A 21,747-nucleotide genomic window follows, 5' to 3' on the forward strand; every position below is an offset into this window, starting at 1 on the left:
AGACGGCGATTTGGACGACAGCCCTGCTGGCGTCTTCGATGCTCACGGCGGTGACCGTCCAAGCCCAGACCGCATCAGGCTCGGTGGCGCTGGACCAGATCGTCGTCACCGCCCAGAAGCGCTCCGAGAACCTGCAGGAGGTGCCGGTCAGCATCCAGGCCTTCGGCGAGGCCAAGCTCGAGGAGCTGCAGGTCAGCAACTTCACCGACTATGTGAAGTACCTGCCCAGCGTGTCGTTCCAGACCACCTCGCCCGGCTTCTCCAACGTCTATTTCCGCGGCGTGGCCAGCGGCGGCGACGGCAACCACTCGGGCTCCCTGCCCAGCGTCGGCGTCTATCTGGACGAACAGCCCGTCACCACCATCCAGGGCGCCCTGGACATCCACATCTACGACATCGCCCGGGTCGAGGCGCTGTCGGGTCCGCAAGGCACGCTGTACGGCGCCAGCTCGCAGGCCGGCACCCTGCGCATCATCACCAACAAGCCCAGCACGGCCGGCTTCAGCGCCGGCTATGACCTGGAGGCCAACACCATCGCCCACGGCGATGCGGGCTATGTGGCCGAGGGCTTTGTCAACCAGCCGATCAACGACAAGGTCGCCGTGCGCCTTGTGGGCTGGGCCGAGCACCAGGGCGGCTATATCGACAACGTCGCCGGCTCGCGCACCTACCCCACTTCGGGGATCACGGTGACCAACGCCGACCGGGTCAAGAAGGACTACAACGACGTCGACATCTACGGCGGCCGGGCGGCCATGAAGATCGAGGCCGGCGACAACTGGGTGATCACGCCCCAGGTCATGGGCCAGGTCGAGAAGGTCGGCGGCATCTTCGCCGAGGACCGCAGCCTGGGCGCGCTGAAGGTCGCCCACTACTATCCGGAAAACTCCGACGACAAGTGGTGGCAGGCAGCCATGACCGTCGAGGGCAAGATCAGCAACCTCGACGTCACCTATGCCGGTTCGTACCTGGACCGCGACGTCGACACCCGCCAGGACTACACCGACTACTCGTTCTTCTACGACACCCTGGCCGGCTACGGCGCCTACTGGACCGACGACGCGGGCAATCCGGTCGATCCGTCGCAGTACATCATCGGCCACGACGCCTACATGAAGCTCAGCCACGAGCTGCGCGTCTCGACCCCGCAGGAATACCGCTTCCGCGTGGTCGGCGGCCTGTTCTACCAGCGCCAGACCCACGGCATCCATCAGAACTACCGGATCGACGACCTGGGCCCGTCGCTGTCGGTGCCGGGCAATCCGGGCACGATCTGGCTGACCGAACAGAAGCGCATCGACCGCGACAGCGCGGTGTTCGGCGAGGCGGCGTTCGACATCACCGACAAGCTGACCTTCACCGCCGGCATCCGCTTCTTCGAGTCGGACAACAGCCTGAAGGGCTTCTACGGCTATGGCCTGGGCTACAGCTCGGGCACCGGCGAGGGCGCGTGCTTCAAGCCCTCGGAGATCGAGGGCGCGCCCTGTACGAACCTCGACAAGCGGGTCAAGGAGAACGGCAACAGCAAGAAGTTCAACCTCACCTACAAGATCGACTCCGACAAGCTGGTCTACGTCACCTATTCCGAGGGCTTCCGGCCGGGCGGCATCAACCGTCGCGGCACGCTGCCGCCGTACCAGTCCGACTTCCTGAAGAACTACGAGTTCGGCTGGAAGACCAGCTGGGCCGACAACCGCCTGCGCTGGAACGGCGCGGTGTTCCACCAGACCTGGGACGACTTCCAGTTCTCGATCGTCGGGGCCAACGGCCTGACCGAGATCAAGAACGCCGTCTCGGCCGAGATCAACGGGGTGGAGACCGACTTCAGCTATGCGGTGATGCAGGGCCTGACGGTCAACGGCGCGGCGTCCTACATCGACGCCACCCTGACCGACGGTTATTGCGGCAAGGTCGACCCCGCCAGCGGCGAGCCGATCACAGACTGTCCGGTCGACCTGGACGAATATCCCGAACGCGCCCCGGCCGGTCAGCGCCTGCCGGTGACGCCCAAGTTCAAGGCCACCTTGAACGCGCGCTACGAGTTCGACCTCAACGGGTTCGACGCGTTCGTGCAGGGCGGCATCGTCGGCCAGACCGACGCCTGGGCCGACCTGCGCACCTTCGCCCGCGACGTGCTGGGCAAGCAGGCCGGCTACATCACCACCGACCTGTCGGCGGGGCTGGGCCGGTCGAACTGGACGTTCCAGGCCTATGTCACCAACCTCAACGACAGCCGGGGCAGCCTGACGCGCAGCACCGAATGCGTGGAGTCCGTCTGCGGCGCCCAGGTCTATTCGGTGCCGCTGCAACCGCGGACCATCGGGGTGAAGTTCGGGCAGAAGTTCTAGCGCCCGCGAGGCCCCCTCAGTCGCTCCGCGACAGCTCCCCCAGAGGGGGAGCATCTGCTCGGCGTAAATCCTCCCCCTCTGGGGGAGGTGGCCCGGAGGGCCGGAGGGGGCTTTCATCCGCTGTCTGTCCGTGAAAGCGTAACCGCATGACAGAGACCCCCCAGAAGGTCCCCATCCCCAAGATCACGGCGCCAAAAGCCGCCTCCTCGAAAGAATTGGGCTTCTGGATGTGCACGGCCCTGGTGGTCGGCAACATGATCGGCTCGGGGGTGTTCATGCTGCCCGCGTCCCTGGCCCCCTACGGCTGGAACGCGGTGTTCGGCTGGCTGCTGACCATCGGCGGCGCCCTGTGCCTGGCCTTCGTGTTCGCGGGCCTGGCGCGCGAGTTCCCCAGGGCCGGCGGGCCCTACGCCTACACCCAGGAAGCCTTCGGGCCGCTGGTGGGGTTCATGGTGGCGTGGAGCTACTGGATCTCGCTGTGGGTCGGCAACGCGGCCATCGCCACCGGGGCGGTCAGCTACCTGTCGGTGATCTTCCCAGCCATCGCCGACATCCCGGGCATGCACCTGCTGGTCACCCTGGGCGCGGTCTGGCTGATGGTCGGGATCAACATCGCCGGCGCCCGCCTGGCCGGCGGGGTGCAGGTGGTGACCACCGTGCTCAAGCTGTTGCCGCTGGTCGCCGTGGCCGGCCTGGCCTTCTGGGTGATCGGCCGCGACAGCGGGGCCACGCTGACGCCGTTCCGCGCTTCCGACATCCACCTGGGCGGGGTCACCGCCGCCGGGGCCCTGACGCTGTGGGCGTTGCTGGGCCTGGAGTCGGCCACCGTGCCGGCCGGCAAGGTGGTCGATCCGGAGCGCACCATCCCCCGCGCCACCCTGGTGGGGGCGGTGTTCACCGGGGTGATCTACCTGCTGGTCTGCTCGGCCGTGGTGCTGCTGATGCCGACCGACAGCCTGAAGGCCTCTAACGCCCCGCTGTCGGACTTCGTCGGCCTCTACTGGGGCGGAAACGCCGGCAAGGTCCTGGCCCTGTTCGCGGCGATCAGCGCCTTCGGAGCCCTGAACGGCTGGGTGCTGCTGCAGGGCGAGATGCCCTACGCCATGGCCAAGGGCGGGGTGTTCCCGGCGTTCCTGGCCAAGGAGTCCAAGCGCGGCGCGCCGGTGCGGGCCCACCTGCTGTCGGCCGGCTTTCTCACGGTCCTGGTGCTGATGAACTACGCCAAGTCGATGGCCGACATCTTCACCTTCATCGCCCTTTTGGCCACCACGGCCTCGCTGTTCACCTACCTGGCCTGCGCCCTGGCGGCCCTGAAGCTGCAGGCCGGCCGCCGCATCGCCCCGACCACGGCCCTGACCGTGATCGCCATCCTGGCCGGGATCTATTCGGTCTGGACCCTGTTCGGCGCCGGCGGCCAGGCCGTGGCGCTGGGCGTGGGCCTGCTGGCCATCGGGGCGCCGTTCTACTGGCTGACGCGGGGGCGTTCGGTCGCGCCATGAGCTTCAAAATATCCGCTCATCCCGGCGGGGCGAAGGCGGGGACACACACTCACCCCACCGCCTAGCCCTTTTCACACAGGTCGCGGGGTGAGTGTGTGTCCCCCTCTCAACCCCCGGCCTCGCAGGACGAACATGATGATCCGCACCGCCCTGATGGTCGCTGCCCTGGCGCTCACGCCGTTCGCCTCACAGGCCGCCCCCGTCTACGTCCACGCCGGCAAGCTGGTCGACACCCTGCAGGGCAAGGTCCTGACCGACCAGTTGATCAAGATCGACGGCGAGCGGATCGTCTCGGTCACGCCCTGGAAGGCCGCGCCCACCGACGGCAAGGTCATCGACTGGTCGACCCGCATGGTCCTCCCCGGCCTGATCGACATGCACACCCACCTGGTCGACCAGGAGCAGACCGAGAACATCGCCGAGCCGCTGCTGACCACCGCCGCCTACCAGGCCTATATCGGCGCCGCCCACGCCCGCGTGACCCTGGAGGCCGGCTTCACCAGCGTGCGCGACGTCGGGACCTGGCGGGCGTTCGGCGACGTGGCCCTACGCGACGCCATCGACGCCGGCCTGGTGCCCGGGCCTCGGATGTCGGTGGCCGGCGCCTACATCACCATCCCCGGCGGCGGCGGCGAGATCACCGGCATCGCCGCCGACGTGAAGATCCCCGACGAGATGCGGGTGGGCGTGGTCGAGGACGCCGCCGACGCCCGGCGCAAGGCGGCCAACATCCTGGCCCACCACGCCGACTTCCTGAAGCTGATCGCCACCGGCGCCGTCCTGACCGTCGGCACCGAGCCGGGCCAGCAGGAGCTGACCGAGGACGAGATGCGCGCCGCTGTCGACGAGGCCGCCCGGCGCGGCACCTACGCCACCGCCCACGCCCACGGGGCCGAGGGCATGAAGTCGGCCATGCGGGCCGGCGTCCGCTCGATCGAGCACGGCTCGCTGATGGACGACGAGGCCATCGCCATGATGAAGGCCAAGGGCGTGTTCCTGGTGGCCGACATCTATGACGGCGACTGGATCGACGCCTACGGCAAGGCCCACGCCTGGCCGGCCGAGACCCTGCGCAAGAACTACGAGACCACCGAGGCCCAGCGCGAGGGCTTCCGCAAGGCGGTCAAGGCCGGGGTCAAGATCGCCTACGGCACCGACGCCGGCGTCTATCCCCATGGCCTGAACGCCCGCCAGCTGCCCTACATGGTCCGCTACGGCATGACCCCGATGCAGGCCATCCAGTCGGCGACGACCGTGGCGGCCGAGCTGATGAAGAAGACCGACGTCGGGGCCGTCGCCCCCGGCCGCTACGCCGACCTGATCGCCGTGGACGGCGACGCCATCGCCGACATCTCGGTGCTGGAGCATGTCAGCGCGGTGATGAAGGGCGGGGTGGTGGTGAAATAACCCTCTCCCGGAGGGGAGAGGGAGGGACCCGTCGCGAAGCGATGGGAGGGTGAGGGGTGACGGCGCCCGACGGCGTGCTGGCAGGGTTTAGCGACCCGCTGACTCCCGCACCGCCGCCGTTAGGAAGGCGGCTATGACCACGGCGAACCAAAGGCCTGTTGCGATCCAAGCCTTGATGAGAGCCCGTGACAACGCAGGGTCGTTCAGCCGGAACGGGGCAAGGCTGGAATAGAAGCGCCCCGCTGCATCGCGGGCAGCGAAGGAATACCCCTGCATCTTTCGCCAGATCTCCGGATGGCTTTGCGCCACGATCGAACTCACCTGGGCGTAGCGGAACATGGCGACGGCTCCGCACGCAATGTTGGCTATGAGGAACCCCAGGAGCAGGAGCGCGTCGGTCAAGGTCATGGCGTCACCATAAGGGAACCCTCTTCCGGAGGGGAGAGCGCTAAGGCGTCAACCGGCGTGCCGGCGCTCCGTTGAGGGCGTAACCCCTCATCCTCCCACGCCTGCGGCGCGGGTCCCTCCTTCTCCCTCCGGGAGAAGGTTTCAGGAGGGGTGCGACATAGTTTCGTTGAGCGAAATGCAACCTACAACTTAAGCGTCCCGTTAACCTTTCGGGCGCACCGTCCGTACCATGATCACGCGTCTCCTCATCGCCACCGGCCAGCTGGTCGTCTCGTTCGGGGCGGCCCTGCCGCTCGGCGATCGCCTGCTCGACGCCCGCTACAGCGACGACGAGGGCGAGCACCTGATGTGGGGCCTGGGCTTCTATGTCAGCCTGATCCTCGGCGTGGTCTCGCTTTTCGTCTGGAAGCACTGAGCGCCGCACGCGTTTCGCGATCAGAGTTTTTCGCGGACCGTCGGGCGCGTCCGTGTCCTCATTTCAGGGGGCACGCCTTATTCTTGCACCCAGATTCACCATTGATGCCCTTGGCTCCGCTCCTGCAGTGTGCAATGCAACAAGATGTTGCTGTGCAGCATTGATACAGCTGTCACGCAGCTGCTGTAGGACCGATGCTAAGTGAGCACCAAGGAGTGAGTACCATGGCCGACGAACACACCTACTTCGTCCGACCCGTCTCCGGCGTCTGGCACGTCACCTGGAACGACACGCTCGACCTGATCGGCTCCTATCCCTGCCAGCCCGAAGCCGTTGGCGTGGCCGAGATGCTGGCCCGCCACATGCGCGCCCAGGGCAAGACCGCCCGGGTCTCGGTCTCCGAACCGGAAGCCCGCCGCACCAGCTGGGGCCGCACCAACCTCGGCGGCGCCCAGGCCGCGGCTTAAAGAGAAAGGCGGGGGCGTGGGATCACACCCACTTGCCCCCACCTGACGGCTTCGCCGTCTGTCCGCCCCCATAGGGAGCGGAGGACGCGCGCGGTTCTCCTCTTCCCCCTTTGGGGGAAGACGGTCGCGAAGCGACCCGTAGGGGGCAAGTTACCCCAGATACCCCGCCGCCAACCGCTCCGCGATCGCGCCCGCCTCGGCCGGCGTGAACACCGTCGCGTCCAGGCACAGCTCCAGCCATAGTCCGTCCACGACGGCCGTCAGGCCGATGGCGGCCAGTCTCGCATCGACCTTCGGGTCGCAGGCGCTCAGCAGCTCTTCCAGCCGAGCGCGATAGCCGGCATAGGTCCGCCGGTGGATGGCGGCGATGGCCGGGTCGACCTTGACCAGGCTCCAGAACGCCAGCCAGGTCGCCAGAAGGTCCGGGTCCAGAACCGGCGGGGCGAAGCTGGCGGTCAGGTAGGCCGACAGACGCGCGCGGGGATCGCCGCCCGCCGCCTCGACCGCCGCCTCCAGCGCCGCGTCGATCCGCGCCCCAGTGGCCTCGTAGGCCGCCGCGACCAGCGCATCCACCCCCTCGAAATAATGCCGCAGCAACCCGGCGCTGACCCCCGCCTCGGCGCAGATCGTCCGCACCGAGGCGCCGGCCACGCCCCTGGCGGCGAGAACCCGCGCGGCGGCCTCGATCAGGGCGGTGCGGCGGACGTCGGGGGTTTCGCGGGTGAAGGGGGCGCGGGTCATGGATGAAGCCGATGGGCGCCAACAAAGCCTGTCTTCCCGGGCAAGTGCGCAGCGCGCCGATCCGGGACCGACGCCTGAGCGCCATGCTTCCGCCGGTCCCGGGTCTTCGCTTCGCTACGCCCGGGATGACAACCGTTTGTGGTTGAAGGCGTGGGTGTGAAGATCACCACCCCTCCGGCGGCCGAGGCAGCCGGGCCTGCGGGATCAGCGCCCGCATCTTCCGGCCGAAGCTGCGCAGGGACACCTCGCTCGAAGCCAGCGGCCCCGCCGTGAAGCTGCGCGACGCCATGCCCTGCTGCACGCGGGCCACCAGCTCGGTGTCCTCGGCGTTGACCTGGCGGTTGATGCGCCAGTTCAGATACCGCGCCGCCTTCATCTCGCGCCGTGCGTCGGGCAGGGCATAGGCGATTTCGCGGATCATCGTCTTGGTCGGCGAGACCGGGATGAACTGCATGAAGTCCACCTGGTCGGGATAGATGTCGAACGCCTGGTTGGGCCAGAGCTTGAAATAGGTCCACAGCCGCTTGCGCTCGGCCGGCAGGTGTTCGACGTCGGGCAGCACCTGCTGGTACATCCTCTCCGAGGGATTGCGCGACGGCTCCTCGATCAGCCGGCCCCACATCTTGTCGACCCAGGTCTGCGCTTCCACGCCATAGCCGCGCCCGAACAGCCGGGTCAGGCCGGGGTGGGCGATGGGGATGTGCAGGCCGTCGGAATAGTTGTCGCTGATGTTCTTCCAGTTCACCTCGCGCGGTCGCAGGGTGACGCGGCCGAACGGCACCATCTCCTCGAAGCGGTAGGGTTCCAGCTCGTGGTCGTAGGGGGCCATCATCTCGGCGACGCTGGGGCCCCCCTCTTTCGAAAGAGAGCCCTCGAGCCGCACGAAGACGAAGCCGCGATAGACCTCGACCTGGACCGGGGCCAGGCCCTGCTTGTCCATCTCCAGGGCGGGGTAGGTCTCAGCGTACGGCACGCCGATCAGCTGGCCGTCCAGGGCGTAGGTCCAGGCGTGGTAGGGGCAGACGATCCGGCCGCAGTGGCCGGAGGGGCCGTCCAGCAGGCGCGCGGCGCGGTGCCGGCAGACATTGGCGAAGGCTTTGACCCCGCCGTCCTTGCCGCGCACCACGACGGTGCTCTCGCCCAGGAAGTCGAAGGTGTGGAAGTCGCCGGGCTTGGGGACGTCGTTCAGATGGCAGACGATCTGCCAGGAGGGGCGCAGGACCTTGTCCTGTTCTTCCTTGAAGAACCGGGCGTTGTCGTAGAGCCAGCCGGGGAGGCCCCAGTCGGCGTCGGGGTCGTGGTTGGGGATCATGTCCATCAACGACACTCCTTAATCCCAACATCCCGGCGAAGGCCGGGACCCAAGCTGAGCTTGAGCGTGTTCCGTTGAGGACCGAGCAGCCTGGGCCTATTCGGAGATCCAGCTTGGGTCCCGGCCTTCGCCGGGATGTTGGACGTAGGAGGGTGGTGGAAATCCATCACCGCCCCACCAAGCTCAGCTTCACCGCCGTCGCGAAGTCCTTGTCCCGCAGGATCTCCCGCGCCGCGTTCCGTCCCGGATTGCCCGACACCCCGCCGCCCGGATGGCACCCGGCGCCGCACATGTAGAGCCCCTTGATCGGCGCCCGGTGGCTCGCATGCCCCAGCACCGGCCGGGCCGCCCACAGCTGATCCAGCGACATGTGGCCGTGCATGATGTCGCCGTTGACCAGGCCGAACTTCCGCTCCAGGTCGACCGGCGACAGGATCATCCGTCCCAGGACCGACGCCTTGAAGTTCGGGGCCCACTGGTTGACCGTGTCGATGATCAGGTCGGCGGCGGCCTCGCGCTCGTCGTCCCACGAGCGGCCGTCGGGCAGGTCCCAGGCGAACTGCTGGCAGAACAGGCTGGCCACGTGCTGGCCGGGCGGAGCCAGGCTGTCGTCCAGGGTGGAGGGGATCAGGATCTCGACGATCGGCCGCTTGCTGATCCCGGTCGCCTTGGCGTCGCGATAGGCCTCGTCCATGTAGTCCAGGGTCGGCGACAGCACGATGCCGCACTGGTGGTGCTCGGCCACCGCCTTGCCGGGCAGGCAGGTGAAGTCCGGCAACTCCGACAGGGCCACGTTCATCCGGAAGGTGCCCGAGCCGTTCTTATAGCCCTTGATCGCCTTCCTGAACGGGGCGGGCAGGGCCGAGGGCGGGACCAGCGAGCCGTACAGCAGGGCCGGGTTGAGGTTGGACGAGACGATCGGGGCCATGATCTGGCGGCCGTCGACCAACTGCACGCCTACGACGCGCTTGCCGCCGCCACTCTTTCCATTTCTTTGGGGCGCGTCCTCGACATGCAGACCCTCGACCTTGGCGTTGAGCAGGATCTCCACGCCCTTGGCGCGGCAGGCCTTGGCCATGGCCTGGGTGATCGAGCCCATGCCGCCCACCGCGTGGCCCCAGGCGCCCTTCTTGCCGTTCACCTCGCCGAAGGTGTGGTGCAGCAGGACGTAGGCCGAGCCGGGGGTGTCGGGGCTGGCGAAGTTGCCGACCACGGCGTCGAAGCCGAAGCTGGCCTTGACCGCGTCGCTCTCGAACCAGCCGTCCAGGAAGTCGCGAGCGCTCTTGGTGAACAGGTCCAGCAGGTCGCGCTTGCGCTCGCGGCTGAGCCCCGCCATCCGCCCGCCCTGGCGCAGGGCCCGCAGCAGGCCCGGCAGGCCGTCGCCCAGGTTCGGCGGGGTCTCGCCGGCCAGGTCGCGCAGCACGTCGCCGATCTCGTCGAGCATGTCGTAATAGGCGGGGAGGGCGGCCGCGTCCTTCTCGGAGAACTTGCGGAACTCGGCCTGGGTGCGCTCCAGCCCGCCGCCCAGCTTCATGTAGCTGGTGTCGTCGATGGGCAGGAAGTTGGAGATCGGCCGCTCCAGGATCCGCAGGCCGTGGCCGTGCAGGTCCATGTCGGCGATGACCTTGGGGCTGAGCAGGCTGACCGTGTAGCTGGCCACGGAGTTGCGGAAGCCGGGATGGAACTCCTCGGTGACGGCCGCCCCGCCGACCACGTCACGGGCCTCGCAGACCGTGACCTTCAGCCCGGCGCTGGCCAGGTAGAAGGCGCAGACCAGGCCGTTGTGACCCCCGCCGATGATGATCGCGTCGCGGTGCTGGGTGGCGGTGTTCATGGTCGTTTCCCCGATGGTCAGGGGAGGTTGCTATACGAGTGTAAAATAGGCAAGAGGGTGGGGTTCGCCGACTTGCCCCCACCTGGCGGCTTCGCCGCCTGTCCGCCCCCATAGGGGGCGGAGGACGCGCACCTCCTCTTCCCCCTTTGGGGGAAGACGGTCGCGAAGCGACCCGTAGGGGCAAGTGGGCCGCCCCACCTAGGCCGGGTTTTTCACGCTGGGCCGGTCCTGCAATCGCGCGTTCCAGGCGATCAGCGCCGTGCATTCCTCCGGCACGGCCAGGTTGGCATAGCCGGCGAAGACCAGGCCTTCCAGCACGGTGATGTCGGCCATCGAGAACGCCTCGCCGGCCACATACGGTTGGTCCCGCAGCACCTTGTCGAAATAGCGCATGCCGGCGATCGCCTTGTCGCCCTGACGGCGGCCCCAGGCTTCGCGGTCGCCCCAGTCGGGGCTCTTGTAGGCTTGCAGCACGGGGCCAAGCCCCGGGGTGGCGTGGTGGAAATAGTCGCCGATGGGATCGATCAGCTCGGACTCGGCGCGCTTCTGCATCATGTGGATCACGCCCTTCTCGCGCGCGGTCTTGCCGGTCAAGACCGGGTCGCCGTCGAGGTTGTCGAGATACTCGGTGATGGCGGTGCATTCGGAGAGGCAGAGGCCGTCGTCCAGTTCCAGGACCGGCACCGTCCCCGTCGGGTTGAGCGCCAGGAAGGCGTCCTGCTTGTGCTCGGCGGCGGGCAGGTCGACCTTCACGAAGGTGACCTGGTCGGCCAGGCCCTTCTCGGCCAGGGCGATGCGGATGCGCAGCGGATTGGGGAAGCCGGGGATGTCGTGGATCTTCATGGGATGGGGCCTTTGCGTTTGTCTACCTATCGATAGGTAGATAGCGCAATAAGGTCCTTTCGTTTGGCGGAGTCAACGCCTATCTATCGATAGGTAACTGGAGCGGCGACGTGAGCACCAACGATACGCGGGAAACGATCATGACCGTGGCCAAGGCCATGGTGCAGGCGCGCGGCTACAACGCCCTGAGCTTCCGCGAGATCGCCAAGGAGATCGGCGTCAAGAGCGCCAGCATCCACTATTATTTCCCGACCAAGGGCGACCTGGGAGCGGCCCTGGCCAGGCGCTACACCGACGACGCGGTCGGCTACTTCGATCAGCTGCTGGCCGAGCCGCTGGACCTGGAGACCCGCTTCCAGCGCTACATCGCCGTGTTTCGCGCCGCCCTGCTGAACGACAACCGCATGTGCCTGTACGGGATCATGGCCGCGGAGTACGGCGACCTGCCGCCCGAGGTGCGGGCGGCCGTCGATGGGTTCAGCGCCGCCAATGTGCGGTGGTTGGTGCAGGTGGCGGGGTCGGACGAAGCGCGAGCGCTGGCCGTGTTCGCCGCCATCGAAGGGGCCCAGCTGGTGGCCCGCGGGCGGGGCGACATCGCCGTGTTCGACCGGACGATCGACGCCTACAGGGCGGCGGGTTTGATGCCGTAAGGGGCGATCCCCCTCCGGCCCTCCGGGCCACCTCCCCCAGAGGGGGAGGATCTACGCACCAGATGCTCCCCCTCTGGGGGAGCTGTCGCGGAGCGACTGAGGGGGATTAGCCCCGCTCGCCACCCCGCGCCGTCAGCCAGTACATCACCGGCGTCGCCACCCGCGACAGCACGGTGCTCGTGATCAGCCCGCCGATGATCACGATGGCGAGCGGCGAGTAGAGCCCCGACCCCTCCATCGCCAGCGGCAGCAGCCCGCCGATCGCCGTGACGGACGTCAGCAGCACCGGCAGGAAGCGCACCTCGCCGGCCTTCTCGATGGCGTCGTGCAGGCCCATGCCGTCGCGCCGCAGCTGTTCGGTGAAGTCGACCAGCAGGATCGAGTTCTTGATCTCGATGCCGATCAGCGCGATCAGCCCGATCGTCGCGGTGAAGCTCAGCGAGTAGCCGGTGATCCACAGCGCCGCCACGGCCCCGAACAGCCCGAACGGGATGATCCCGGCCACCACCAGGGCGGTCTTGAACTTCTGGAACTCCAGGACCAGCACCGCCAGGATCCCGAACACCGCCACCATCACCGCCGCGCCCAGGCCGGCGAAGCTTTCCGACTGCGCCTCGGCCTGGCCGCCCAGGGTCAGGCGGTAGCCGGGCGGCATGGGCAGGTCGCGGTTCAGGCGGGCCACGACGTCCTGGGTGACCTTGGCCGTCAGGTAGCTGGTCTGGACGTAGGAGCTGACCGTCACCGTCCGCTCGCGGTCGAAGCGGTCGATGCGGGCGGGGCTGGAGCGCAGGGTCGGGCTGGCGATCGAGCCCAGCGGCGCGGCCTCGCCCTCGGCGGTGGGGACGTAGATCTTCGACAGGTCGGCCAGGGCGTTGCGCGAGCCTTCCAAGCTCCCCGTGGTCCCGCCCGCCAAGGTGTTCAGGGGCAGCCGCACCTTGACCGCGTAGTCGTCGCCGTCCGGATCGCGGAAGCGGCCGGTCTCCTCGCCCGACAGGGCCAGGCGGGCGGCGCGGCGTGGCGCCCCGGCCGGCACGCCCAGGGCGGCGGCCTTGCCCTCGTCGACGCCGAGGTCGAGGTCGGTGCGGTCCAGCCGCACGGGGTTGGCGACGTCGCGCGTGCCGGGCGTGGCCTTCAGGACCTGTTCGGTGCGGGCGGCCAGGGCCTTCAGCACCTCCAGGTTCTGGCCGGTCAGGCGCACGGCTACGGGCGCGTCGATCGGCGGGCCGTTCTCGAAGGTGACGACGCTGATCCGCGCCCCCGGGAAGCGGGCGAAGTCCTCGCGCAGGCGGTCCAGAACGTGCTCGCTCTTGCCCGGCTCCCAGGCCTTCAGGCTGGCGAACACCTCGGCATAGGTGGTGGCGCTCTCGCGCTGGGTGACGTTGTAGAAGATCTGCGGATTGCCGCGCCCCAGGTTGGACGCCTGCCAGGTGATGTCGGGCTCGGTGCGCAGCCGTGCTTCGACGAAGCGCAGGGCGCGGTCGGTGCGGGCCAGGGGGCTGCCGTCGGGGGTCTCGACCCGGACCAGGAACTGCGGGGTCTCGGCGGCCGGGAACAGGCTGGAGCCGACGATCTTCAGCATCGGCACCGTGGTGGCGCAGATGGCCAGCATGATCGCCAGGGAGAGCCACGGCCGCGCCAGGCTGAAGTGCAGCACGGGCCGGTAGAAGCGGTGGATGCCGCCGTTCACCGCCCGCAGCAGCGGGTTGCCCTCGGGATCGGAGTGCTTGTCCAGAACCCGGCTGGCCAGGAACGGGATGATGGTCATCGAGACCAGCAGCGAGGCGCCCACCGTGCACAGCACCGTCACCGGCAGCGACTTGATATAGGCCCCCGAGCCGGCCGGCAGGGCCATCAGCGGCAGGAAGGCCAGCATCAGGCAGGCCGTGCAGCCCAGCACCGCCAGGGCGATCTGGTTGGCGCCGTTGACCGCCGCGGCCGTGCGCTCCTCGCCCTCGCGGATGCGGCGGGCGATGTTCTCGGTGATGACGATGCTGTCGTCGACCAGCAGGCCCAGGGCCAGCACGAAGCCGGCGATCGACAGCTGGTTCAGGGTGAAGCCGAACGCCTGCAGCAGCACCAGGCCGATCAGCAGGCTCAGCGGGATCGACACCATCACCACCAGGCCCGCGCGGGGGCCCAGCGGCAGCAGGGTGATCAGCACCAGCAGCAGGGCGATGCCGAAGTCGCGGAACAGGTTGTTGAGGCGGTGCTCGACGTTCCTGGCCTGGACGAAGCCGCGCTCCAGCTTCACGCCCGCCGGCAGGGTCTTCTCGTAGTCGTCCAGCACTTGGTCGACGGACTTGGTGATCCGGGCGACGTCCTGGCCGTCCTTCTGGGTGACGGTGACGAAGATCGACCGCTTGCCGTTGAAGCGCGTCAGATGGGTCGGCTCGTCCTGGGCCCAGGCCACCTCGGCCACGTCGCGCACCCGCACCACCTGGCCGCCGATCGAGCGGACCGGGGTGTCCTTGACCACGTCCAGCGAGCGGAAGGCCCCGCCGGCCTTGACGTTGAATCGCCGGTCGCCGGCCTGAACCGCCCCGATCGGGGCCTCGGCCCCGGCCGCCTTCAGGGCGTCGGAGACGGCGGTCGCCGGCAGCTTCAGGGCCGACAGCCGCGCCAGGTCCAGCGACACCCGCACCTCGGACGACGGCGCGCCGTAGTAGCGGGACTGGCGCACGCCGGGCACGCGGTCGAGGCGCTCGCGCAGCCGATCGGCCACCTTCTCCAGGCGGCGCATCGGCAGGACGTCGCTGGTCAAAGCGACCTGGACGATGGCCACCTCCGTGGTGCGCACCCGGTCGATGTCGAGGCGGGCGAGACCCGACGGCAGGTTCCCGCGGATGGCGTTCACCTCGCGGACCACCTGGTCGTACTTGCGCTCGGGATCGACGTTCCAGTTGAAATGGACGCGGATCACCGCCGCCCCGTCCAGGCTGGTGGACTCCACCTTGTCGATGTCGTCCAGGCCGTCGACGGCGTCCTCGATGGGGTCGGCGACCAGTTGCTCCATCTCCGAGGGCTCGGCCCCGGGCAGCACGGCGCGGATGATGACGATCGGCACGGGGAAGTGCGGATCCTCCGAGCGCGGCACGTTCATGAAGGCGTTCAGCCCCAGCATCACCAGCAGGCCGAAGGCGACCAGGGTGAACTGCCAGCGGTGAACCGCGAAGCCGGCGAGGTCGAACTTCATTGCGAAGGTCCTCGCTCTGGCGTGTGGCTCTTCGCGTCTGGATCACGGACCCTTGCCCCGTCTCCCCGGCGAAGGCCGGGGCCTAGGTGAAACCCACGAGCCGCTCCGGATGAATCTGGGTCCCGGCCTTCGCCGGGAAGACGGGCTGAAATTGAGCGAGAGCGCATGAGTGGTGGGAAGAAATCCCCGTCCTTCGACAGGCTCAGGATGAGGATTTCTACTGCACGGTCGCCAAATTCGTCCTCATCCTGAGCTTGTCGAAGGACGAGGACGTTCCCGAGCGGTGGGGGCTGAAAGGCGGGCGCCTCAGCGGCCCAGGCGGCGGCGCTCATTTGCCCGCCACCTTCCCCAGCGCCTTCGGATCGGTCACCGTCACCCGGTCGCCGTCCGAGACGAAGCCGGCGCCGGCGGTGATCACCCGGGCGCCGTCGGGCAGGCCGGCGACCAGGGCGTCGTCGCCGTCGAAGCCGCCGAACTGGACGGGCGTGCGGCGGGCTCTTCCACCGTCGAGGCGCAGCACGGCCGCCTTGACGCCCGAGGCCTCGAGCACCGCCTCGGCGGGGATGCGGGCGAAGGCCGGGCCCGTGGTCGTCGCGACCCGGCTGGCCAGGCGGGCGGTGGCGATCTGGCCGCTGCGCAGCTCGGGCCGGGCGGCGACCTCGATCTCGACCGTCACCGCGCCGGTGCGGGCGTCGGCCGACTGGCCCACGCGGGTGACGCGGCCGTTCAGAGCCTGACCGGGCAGCGCGTCAACGCTCACCTCGACCGGCGCGCCGATCCCGATCCCGGCCACGTCGCGGTCGGGCAGGGGCACGCGCAGCACCAGGGGGCTGGCGAGGTCGGCGACGCTGACCACGGCCTGGCCGGGCTGGACCACCTCGCCGGCCTGGGCGTTGCGCTCCAGCACGACGCCGGAAGCGGGGGACACGAGTTGCGCCCAACGCCGGTCGAAGGCGGCGGAATTGTAGGCGGCCCCGGCCGAGCGCACGGCGCTTTCGGCGTCGTCCAGCCGGGCCTTGGCGACATAGCCCTTGGCGTAGAGGGTCTTGGCGCGCTCCAGCTCGCGGCGGGCCTTGTCGAGGTCGGACGACGAAGCCTGCTGGCGGGCGTCGACGGCGGCCGGGTCGATGGTGGCCAGCACCTGGCCGGCGCGGACGCTGTCGCCGGCCTCGACGTTGACCTTGGTCAGGACGCCGGCGATGCGGAACGACAACGCCATCTCACGGCGGCGCTCCAGGGTCCCGGTGGCGGTGACGCCGCCGGACGCGCGCGGGGCGCTGACGGCGACCGCCTCCACCGCCTGGGGCGGCGGCGGGGCGGCGGGGGTCTTGGCGGGGCCGCAGCTCGCCAAGGCCAGGGCCAAAACGGCTGTCATCCCGGGCGTAGCGAAGCGAAGACCCGGGACCGCCGGAAGCGCTGAGCTCAGGCGTCGGTCCCGGATCGGCGCGCTGCGCGCTTGTCCGGGATGACAGCCGTTTGTGGAGCTCGCGAGATCCTCGATCCGTCCACGCACAGTCTCGCCCCTCGACTATCGATCAGTGATAAGTTATCAGTGATAGATTATCGCGGCTTGTCAAGCCGGGTCGAGCCTGGGAAAGGCTGGAACACGATGAAGCCGCCGCAGGTCCGATCTCCCCGAAAGCCCAAGGGTCAAGGCGCCGAGCGCCGCGAGGAGATCCTCGACGCGGCCCTGAAGCTGTTCGCCGCCAAGGACGTCCACGCGGTCTCCACCCGGCAGATCGCCGAGGCGGCCGGGATCAGCCAGCCGGCGCTCTACGCCTATTTCGCCACCAAGGACGACCTGATCGCCGAGCTGTGCGTGCGGGCCTTCGCCACCCTGTTGGCGCGGATGGCGGCGGGCAGGGCGGACTGGACCCCGACGCCCGAGGCCTTCGACAGGGCCATGCGGACCTATATCGACTTCGGCCTGGAGCAGCCCGACGCCTATCGCGTGGCCTTCATGGTCGAGAAGAGCCACGACGGTTCGTTCCACGCCCGGACGGGCGGGCGGCCGATGGCGGCCGGGATCGAGGCGTTCCAGTGCTTCGTGTCGATGATCGCCGACCTGCACGCGGCGGGGCTGACGGCCGACGACGATCCCCTGCGCCTGACCCAGACCCTGTGGGCGGGCCTGCACGGCCTGACCTCGCTGCTGATCGCGAGGCCGGAGTTCCCGTGGGTCGAACGCGAGGCGCTGATCGCCGGGCATATCGCGATGCTGCGGCGCGGGGCGCTGAGGTAGGAGAGGGTTTCGGAAGGGGCGATCAACCCCTATATCCGCGCCTCATTCCGCGAATACCCAGGACTTCATCATGGCCAAGCTGCAGCTTCTCGACACTTTCAGCCTGCAGGAAACCGAGGACGGCTACCGCCTGCTGGTCTCGGCGGTCGGCGGCGAGGCGCTCTACGTCTCGATCACGCCGGACCAGATGGACGACATCATCGAAAGCCTGGAAGCGGCCATGGGCGGCGAAGAGGAAGAGGGCGTCGAGGAAGACGAGGCTTTCTAGGGCTTAGCCAGAGCGCGCATCCTCCGCCCCCTCGCCGCGACAGGCGACGAAGTCGCCAGGTGGGGGCAAGTGGGTGAGCCACGGTCCTCGTCAGACGCCATAGCGGCGAACACTTGCCCCCTACGGGTCGCTGCGCGGCCGTCTTCCCCCAAAGGGGGAAGAGGACGTCCAGGCTCCCCCCCATCACTCCTCCTCCGTCAGCACCTGGCCGTTGATCAGCTGGGCGCCCAGCATCTTCACCACCTCGGGGCTCTGGGCGAACTTGCCGTGGTTGAGCTTGTCGCCGGCCTTCAGCTTGGTCAGGTCGATGACGGTGATGTGGCCGTTGGCTTCCAGGCGCGAGCGGAAGGGTTCCTGGGTCGGGTCGATGGCCCCCAGGCGCAGCAGGTTGCCGGCCAGCAGGCGCGAGATCAGCAGGGCCCGGTCGTCGCGCGACACGAAGATGGTGATGTGCGGCGGGTTCGGGCCCAGGGCGTGGAACTGCTGGCTGAACACCTGCGGGTCGATGTCGGGCGAGGCCAGGACGACGTTGTTGAGCTTGGGCGGCAGGCCGCCGCGCCGGATGGCCAGCTGGCGCAGGGCCTCCATGGTCAGGTAGGTGCCCATCGAGTGGGCCACCACGGTCATCTCCTTGACGTCCGGCGCGTCGGCCGCCTTGGCCAGGGCCTCCTCCAGCGCGTCGCGGGAATAGATGGCGCTGTCGCGGTCGTACTCGTAGTCGAACAGCTTGCCGCGCGAGGGCCAGGTGAACAGCAGCGGCGCGGCGTCGGCCTTGGAGTCGGCGACCAACTGGGCGAAGCGGTAGACCGACGACTCGAACCGGGTGTTGAAGCCGTGCACGAACACCAGCAGCCGCGCGTGCTTGCCGCCCATGCGGTCGAACCAGGCCAGGGTGTTCTCGCGGCTGGACGGCGCGACGCTGACGGTGGTGAACTCGGTGGCCGGATCGGGCGCGGCGCCCTTGGGCCATTCCACCGCGCCGACCTTGTGGTTGGGCGGCACCGAGACGACGATCTCGGTGCCCGAGGCGCTGTTGTCGCGCTCGCCGCCGTAGATCACCCCGGGCACGGGCGAGGCGGCGCGGGTGGTGACCACCAGCATGTCGATCTGGGTCGCGCCCGGCGCCGAGGCGGCGGTCGGGATCAGGAAGCCCTTGGGCGTGCTCCCGCAGGCGCCCAGCAGGAGCGTGGCGGCCAGGACGGCGGCATATCGTCGGACGGCGGCCACGGGCGGTCTCCTGGCGTGGGCCTATCCTGGCCGACGCTTGGCCCGCGTAAATGGGGCGATCTCCTGAGCAGTTTCGGGGAACCGGACCAGTTTTGGAGCGGGGCAAGGCGCGCGTCCTCCGCCCCCCATGGGGGCGGACAGACCGCGCAGCGGTCAGGTGGGGGCAAGTAGGTGAGCCACGGCCCTCTTCAGCGTCACGGCGGCGAGCACTTGCCCCCTACGGATCGCTTCGCGATCGTCTTCCCCCGGAGGGGAAAGAGGGCCGCGTTACGTAAGGAGCGGCCACGCTTCCGTCGGCCTCAAAAGCGCGTAGTGTTCCCGGCATGAAACGCGGCGCATCGAGGCTGAGCTGGTGGGCGCGGGGGCTGATGCTCCTGAGCGCGATCCTGCTGCTCGGCGCGCCGGCGATGTCGGCCGCCGCCATGCCGATGGACCCCTGTTGCGACGAGGCGCCCTGTAACGACCTGGGCCACGACCTGGGCAAGTCCCTGTGTCCGCAAGCCTGCGTCGTGGCCTGCCAGATCATCCCCGCGCCCGAGATGCCGGTCGCCGGGCCCGTCGAGACGGGCTCCGTCGTCACGACCCCGGCGCCCTCCCGCCTGCCCACCGGACGCGCTCCGGCCCCGGAGCTTCCGCCGCCGCGGTGAAACCCGACTTCAGAACCCATCCTTCAATCTGAAATCGGAAAATCATCATGAAACGTATCCTCTCGACGGCGGCGCTGATGCTGCTCGTCTCGGCGTCGGCCGCCTACGCCGCCGCGCCGGACGCCGTGACCAAGGCCGTTGAAGCCTGCTGCGCCCTCGGCGCGGCCTGCTGCAACGGCGGTCCCTGCTGCTGATCCAGCCGCTAGCCTAGGGCGCTCCGTCCCCGATGGGGGCGGACAGACCGCGTAAGCGGTCGGGTGGGGGCGAGTGGGAACCGCACGGTCGGCGAACACTTGCCCCCTCCGCGCCTTCGGCGCTCCTCCCCCATAGGGGGAAGGGGCTTGGCCTGCTAAGGACGCGGCATGTCCCGCGCCTCGCCCCCGCTTCTCCGCGCCGCCTTGCCCTATGTCTGCCTGGTCGGCGCGATGGTGTCGCTGTGCGCGGGCACCTCGTTCGCCAAGACCCTATTCCCGCTGGTCGGGGCGCAGGGGACCAGCGCCTACCGCGTCGGCTTCTCGGCCCTGGTGCTGTGCCTGATCTGGCGGCCCTGGCGCTTCCCCCTGGCCCGCAAGGACCTGATCGCCGTGGCCGCCTACGGCGCGGTGATGGGGGCGATGAACCTGTGCTTCTACATGGCCATCCGCACCATCCCGCTGGGCCTGGCCATCGCCATCGAGTTCACCGGACCGCTGAGCCTGGCGATGATCCACGCCCGCAAGCCGATCCACTTCCTCTGGATCGCCCTGGCGGTGGCGGGCCTGGCCCTGCTGCTGCCGCTGGGCGACACCAGCCTGAACCTCGACCCGGTCGGGGTGGGCTTCGCGGCGGCGGCGGCGGTGTTCTGGGCGCTGTACATCGTGGCCGGCCAGCGGACCGGACACCTGCACGGCGGCCGCTCGGTGGCCCTGGGCATGACCACGGCGGCCCTGGTCGTGGCGCCGTTCGGACTGGCCACGGCGGGCGCGGCCCTGCTGAGCCCGGTCGCCCTGGGCCTGGGCCTGGTGGTGGCGGTGGTCTCCAGCGCCATCCCCTATTCGCTGGAGATGGTCGCCCTGCGCGGCATCTCCAAGCGCAGTTTCGGGGTGATGCTGAGCCTGGAGCCGGCGGTGGGCGCCCTGGCCGGCCTGCTGGTGCTGGGCGAGCACCTGGCGCCCCGCCAATGGCTGGCCATCGCCTTCGTCATCGCCGCCTCGGTGGGCACGGTGGCGACCGACCCGTCGCGCAAGCAGGCCGAGGCGCCGCTGCATGATTGAAACCCTCTCCCAAAGGGAGAGGGTGATTTCCGGCTATTCCGCCGCGTAGACCACGGGATGCACGTGCGCCCACAGGTGCGCTCGATACGTGTCGAAGCACTGCTCGCCGCAGATCAGCCGCATGACCGCGCCCTCGGCGATGAACCTCGCGCACTCCGGAAACTCGGTGACCAGGGGATGCAGGGCCTCGGCGTTCCAGGCCCTGGAGTGCTCGATGTCCAGCTGGGCGTGCAGGGCGAAGTACTTGCGGGCCGAGGGCGAGACGCCCAGGCGCTTGAGGCCGGCGTCGACGCAGGCTACGCGGCCCGGCGCGGTCAGCTCGACCACCCCCAGGGCGCCGATCGACTGGTAGGTGTAGCGGCGGGTGGTGGCGAAGGCGGTCATGGTGTTGGCCAGGGCCAGCGACTGCCACAGGGTGGAGTCGATGGTCGGCGTCAGGCCCAGCACCTGCGTCGTGCGGGTCAGCATCGGGCCGTGCATGCCGGCCGCCGCGCCCCGTCCCATCTCGTCCCAGTAGTTGCGGGCCAGCTCCAGCTTGGCGCGGTCGCTGACCTTGACCTGGGTCATGGCCACCAGGTCGTCGAAACCGGCCTCGCCGGCCGCCTCCTGGGTCAGGAACCACTTGATGTCCTCCAGGCCCGCCGCGCCTTCCAGCCAGTCGAACAGCGGGTCGTCCTGGCCGGGGCCGGTCTCGCGCAGGTCCTCGAACCAGGCCACGAAGTCGTCGGCGTTCGTCGGCACGCCGGCGACCAGGGGCAGGATGTGGTCGCGGAACTGCTCGACATAGTCGCCCTCCAGCCGCTTCATCCGGGCCTCGTCCGAGACCGCGTCGCGCCAGTCGGGATCGGGCGTCCCGACCGCCAGGCGGCGGTGGTTCCAGTGGGCCAGGCCCCGGTGCAGGGCTTCGGCGTCGGGGAATTGCGGGCTGAAGGCGCCGATGCGCGCCAGTCGTTCGCCACCAAACACGGCGTGCTCCTAGGTCGTTTTTGGGTT

General features: G+C 69.1%; 19 protein-coding genes and 1 pseudogene. 11 read left to right on the forward strand and 9 right to left on the reverse strand.

What is annotated here, in order from left to right; translation table 11 throughout:
• The first annotated feature begins 38 nt into the window (after nt 1-38).
• The 3 genes from AC1DYP_RS19115 to AC1DYP_RS19125 all read left to right on the forward strand — a co-directional run bounded on the left by AC1DYP_RS19115 (nt 39) and on the right by AC1DYP_RS19125 (nt 5,254).
• Nucleotides 39-2,348 (forward strand): TonB-dependent receptor, encoded by a 2,310-nt coding sequence (locus AC1DYP_RS19115; RefSeq protein WP_477047669.1) that lies wholly within the window; start codon nt 39-41, stop codon nt 2,346-2,348.
• Between the two features lie 146 nt (nt 2,349-2,494).
• Nucleotides 2,495-3,847 carry an amino acid permease gene (locus AC1DYP_RS19120; protein WP_477047670.1) on the forward strand — a complete coding sequence of 451 codons (1,353 nt, stop codon included), beginning with the start codon at nt 2,495-2,497 and terminating at the stop codon, nt 3,845-3,847.
• A gap of 135 nt (nt 3,848-3,982) precedes the next feature.
• A complete protein-coding gene (locus AC1DYP_RS19125; protein WP_477047671.1) occupies nt 3,983-5,254 on the forward strand; it encodes a Xaa-Pro dipeptidase in 1,272 nt (423 codons plus the stop codon).
• An 87-nt stretch (nt 5,255-5,341) separates the two neighbouring features.
• Here the strand turns inward: AC1DYP_RS19125 and AC1DYP_RS19130 are convergent, their stop codons facing one another.
• Entirely contained in the window at nt 5,342-5,662 is a 321-nt protein-coding gene (locus tag AC1DYP_RS19130) for a hypothetical protein (RefSeq protein WP_477047672.1), read from the reverse strand.
• 229 nt (nt 5,663-5,891) lie between these two features.
• Here AC1DYP_RS19130 and AC1DYP_RS19135 point away from each other — a divergent pair, with 229 nt between their 5' ends.
• Nucleotides 5,892-6,077: a hypothetical protein gene (locus AC1DYP_RS19135; protein WP_477031821.1), complete on the forward strand. Its 186-nt coding sequence runs from the start codon at nt 5,892-5,894 to the stop codon at nt 6,075-6,077.
• A 224-nt stretch (nt 6,078-6,301) separates the two neighbouring features.
• Nucleotides 6,302-6,544: a hypothetical protein gene (locus AC1DYP_RS19140; protein ID WP_477047673.1), complete on the forward strand. Its 243-nt coding sequence runs from the start codon at nt 6,302-6,304 to the stop codon at nt 6,542-6,544.
• A 150-nt stretch (nt 6,545-6,694) separates the two neighbouring features.
• Here the strand turns inward: AC1DYP_RS19140 and AC1DYP_RS19145 are convergent, their stop codons facing one another.
• The 4 genes and pseudogenes from AC1DYP_RS19145 to AC1DYP_RS19160 all read right to left on the reverse strand — a co-directional run bounded on the left by AC1DYP_RS19145 (nt 6,695) and on the right by AC1DYP_RS19160 (nt 11,274).
• Complete coding sequence (locus AC1DYP_RS19145; RefSeq protein ID WP_477047674.1) at nt 6,695-7,285, reverse strand: TetR family transcriptional regulator C-terminal domain-containing protein; 591 nt, start codon at nt 7,283-7,285, stop codon at nt 6,695-6,697.
• A 163-nt stretch (nt 7,286-7,448) separates the two neighbouring features.
• Nucleotides 7,449-8,650, reverse strand: a pseudogene (locus AC1DYP_RS19150) (aromatic ring-hydroxylating oxygenase subunit alpha).
• A 113-nt stretch (nt 8,651-8,763) separates the two neighbouring features.
• Nucleotides 8,764-10,431: a phytoene desaturase family protein gene (locus AC1DYP_RS19155; RefSeq protein WP_477047675.1), complete on the reverse strand. Its 1,668-nt coding sequence runs from the start codon at nt 10,429-10,431 to the stop codon at nt 8,764-8,766.
• A 198-nt stretch (nt 10,432-10,629) separates the two neighbouring features.
• Complete coding sequence (locus AC1DYP_RS19160) at nt 10,630-11,274, reverse strand: glutathione S-transferase (RefSeq protein WP_477047676.1); 645 nt, start codon at nt 11,272-11,274, stop codon at nt 10,630-10,632.
• A gap of 110 nt (nt 11,275-11,384) precedes the next feature.
• On the opposite strand from AC1DYP_RS19160, the gene AC1DYP_RS19165 reads away from it, so the two are divergent.
• Nucleotides 11,385-11,924, forward strand: coding sequence for a TetR/AcrR family transcriptional regulator (locus tag AC1DYP_RS19165; protein WP_477047677.1), 540 nt, complete (start codon nt 11,385-11,387; stop codon nt 11,922-11,924).
• Nucleotides 11,925-12,030: 106 nt separating this feature from the next.
• Here AC1DYP_RS19165 and AC1DYP_RS19170 read toward each other — a convergent pair whose 3' ends face one another.
• Together AC1DYP_RS19170 and AC1DYP_RS19175 are read right to left on the reverse strand one after the other, a co-directional pair.
• A complete protein-coding gene (locus AC1DYP_RS19170; protein ID WP_477047678.1) occupies nt 12,031-15,117 on the reverse strand; it encodes an efflux RND transporter permease subunit in 3,087 nt (1,028 codons plus the stop codon).
• A 328-nt stretch (nt 15,118-15,445) separates the two neighbouring features.
• Nucleotides 15,446-16,492, reverse strand: a complete 1,047-nt coding sequence (locus AC1DYP_RS19175; protein WP_477047679.1) for an efflux RND transporter periplasmic adaptor subunit — start codon at nt 16,490-16,492, stop codon at nt 15,446-15,448.
• Nucleotides 16,493-16,726: 234 nt separating this feature from the next.
• On the opposite strand from AC1DYP_RS19175, the gene AC1DYP_RS19180 reads away from it, so the two are divergent.
• Complete coding sequence (locus AC1DYP_RS19180) at nt 16,727-17,359, forward strand: TetR/AcrR family transcriptional regulator (RefSeq protein WP_477031828.1); 633 nt, start codon at nt 16,727-16,729, stop codon at nt 17,357-17,359.
• Nucleotides 17,360-17,429: 70 nt separating this feature from the next.
• Complete coding sequence (locus AC1DYP_RS19185; RefSeq protein WP_477047680.1) at nt 17,430-17,627, forward strand: hypothetical protein; 198 nt, start codon at nt 17,430-17,432, stop codon at nt 17,625-17,627.
• A 183-nt stretch (nt 17,628-17,810) separates the two neighbouring features.
• Here the strand turns inward: AC1DYP_RS19185 and AC1DYP_RS19190 are convergent, their stop codons facing one another.
• Complete coding sequence (locus AC1DYP_RS19190; RefSeq protein WP_477047681.1) at nt 17,811-18,854, reverse strand: alpha/beta hydrolase; 1,044 nt, start codon at nt 18,852-18,854, stop codon at nt 17,811-17,813.
• 368 nt (nt 18,855-19,222) lie between these two features.
• On the opposite strand from AC1DYP_RS19190, the gene AC1DYP_RS19195 reads away from it, so the two are divergent.
• From AC1DYP_RS19195 to AC1DYP_RS19205, 3 genes are all read left to right on the forward strand, one after another.
• Entirely contained in the window at nt 19,223-19,501 is a 279-nt protein-coding gene (locus AC1DYP_RS19195; RefSeq protein ID WP_477047682.1) for a hypothetical protein, read from the forward strand.
• 47 nt (nt 19,502-19,548) lie between these two features.
• Entirely contained in the window at nt 19,549-19,695 is a 147-nt protein-coding gene (locus tag AC1DYP_RS19200) for a hypothetical protein (protein ID WP_477047683.1), read from the forward strand.
• Between the two features lie 168 nt (nt 19,696-19,863).
• On the forward strand, nt 19,864-20,754 hold the full coding sequence (locus tag AC1DYP_RS19205; RefSeq protein ID WP_477047684.1) for an EamA family transporter: 891 nt from the start codon (nt 19,864-19,866) through the stop codon (nt 20,752-20,754).
• A gap of 33 nt (nt 20,755-20,787) precedes the next feature.
• On the opposite strand, the gene AC1DYP_RS19210 is transcribed toward AC1DYP_RS19205, so the two are convergent.
• A complete protein-coding gene (locus tag AC1DYP_RS19210; RefSeq protein ID WP_477047685.1) occupies nt 20,788-21,720 on the reverse strand; it encodes an iron-containing redox enzyme family protein in 933 nt (310 codons plus the stop codon).
• Nucleotides 21,721-21,747: the final 27 nt, after the last annotated feature.

Source organism: Caulobacter sp. P1_D6, from assembly GCF_056406095.1.

Excerpts from the sequence above, each read along its gene's own strand:
- AC1DYP_RS19115 (WP_477047669.1), top strand. The coding sequence starts at position 39 with ATGCTCACGGCGGTGACCGTCCAAGCCCAGACCGCATCAGGCTCGGTG.
- AC1DYP_RS19120 (WP_477047670.1), top strand. The coding sequence starts at position 2,495 with ATGACAGAGACCCCCCAGAAGGTCCCCATCCCCAAGATCACGGCGCCA.
- AC1DYP_RS19125 (WP_477047671.1), top strand. The coding sequence starts at position 3,983 with ATGATCCGCACCGCCCTGATGGTCGCTGCCCTGGCGCTCACGCCGTTC.
- AC1DYP_RS19130 (WP_477047672.1), bottom strand. The coding sequence starts at position 5,662 with ATGACCTTGACCGACGCGCTCCTGCTCCTGGGGTTCCTCATAGCCAAC.
- AC1DYP_RS19135 (WP_477031821.1), top strand. The coding sequence starts at position 5,892 with ATGATCACGCGTCTCCTCATCGCCACCGGCCAGCTGGTCGTCTCGTTC.
- AC1DYP_RS19140 (WP_477047673.1), top strand. The coding sequence starts at position 6,302 with ATGGCCGACGAACACACCTACTTCGTCCGACCCGTCTCCGGCGTCTGG.
- AC1DYP_RS19145 (WP_477047674.1), bottom strand. The coding sequence starts at position 7,285 with ATGACCCGCGCCCCCTTCACCCGCGAAACCCCCGACGTCCGCCGCACC.
- AC1DYP_RS19155 (WP_477047675.1), bottom strand. The coding sequence starts at position 10,431 with ATGAACACCGCCACCCAGCACCGCGACGCGATCATCATCGGCGGGGGT.
- AC1DYP_RS19160 (WP_477047676.1), bottom strand. The coding sequence starts at position 11,274 with ATGAAGATCCACGACATCCCCGGCTTCCCCAATCCGCTGCGCATCCGC.
- AC1DYP_RS19170 (WP_477047678.1), bottom strand. The coding sequence starts at position 15,117 with ATGAAGTTCGACCTCGCCGGCTTCGCGGTTCACCGCTGGCAGTTCACC.
- AC1DYP_RS19175 (WP_477047679.1), bottom strand. The coding sequence starts at position 16,492 with ATGACAGCCGTTTTGGCCCTGGCCTTGGCGAGCTGCGGCCCCGCCAAG.
- AC1DYP_RS19180 (WP_477031828.1), top strand. The coding sequence starts at position 16,727 with ATGAAGCCGCCGCAGGTCCGATCTCCCCGAAAGCCCAAGGGTCAAGGC.
- AC1DYP_RS19185 (WP_477047680.1), top strand. The coding sequence starts at position 17,430 with ATGGCCAAGCTGCAGCTTCTCGACACTTTCAGCCTGCAGGAAACCGAG.
- AC1DYP_RS19195 (WP_477047682.1), top strand. The coding sequence starts at position 19,223 with ATGCTCCTGAGCGCGATCCTGCTGCTCGGCGCGCCGGCGATGTCGGCC.
- AC1DYP_RS19200 (WP_477047683.1), top strand. The coding sequence starts at position 19,549 with ATGAAACGTATCCTCTCGACGGCGGCGCTGATGCTGCTCGTCTCGGCG.
- AC1DYP_RS19205 (WP_477047684.1), top strand. The coding sequence starts at position 19,864 with ATGTCCCGCGCCTCGCCCCCGCTTCTCCGCGCCGCCTTGCCCTATGTC.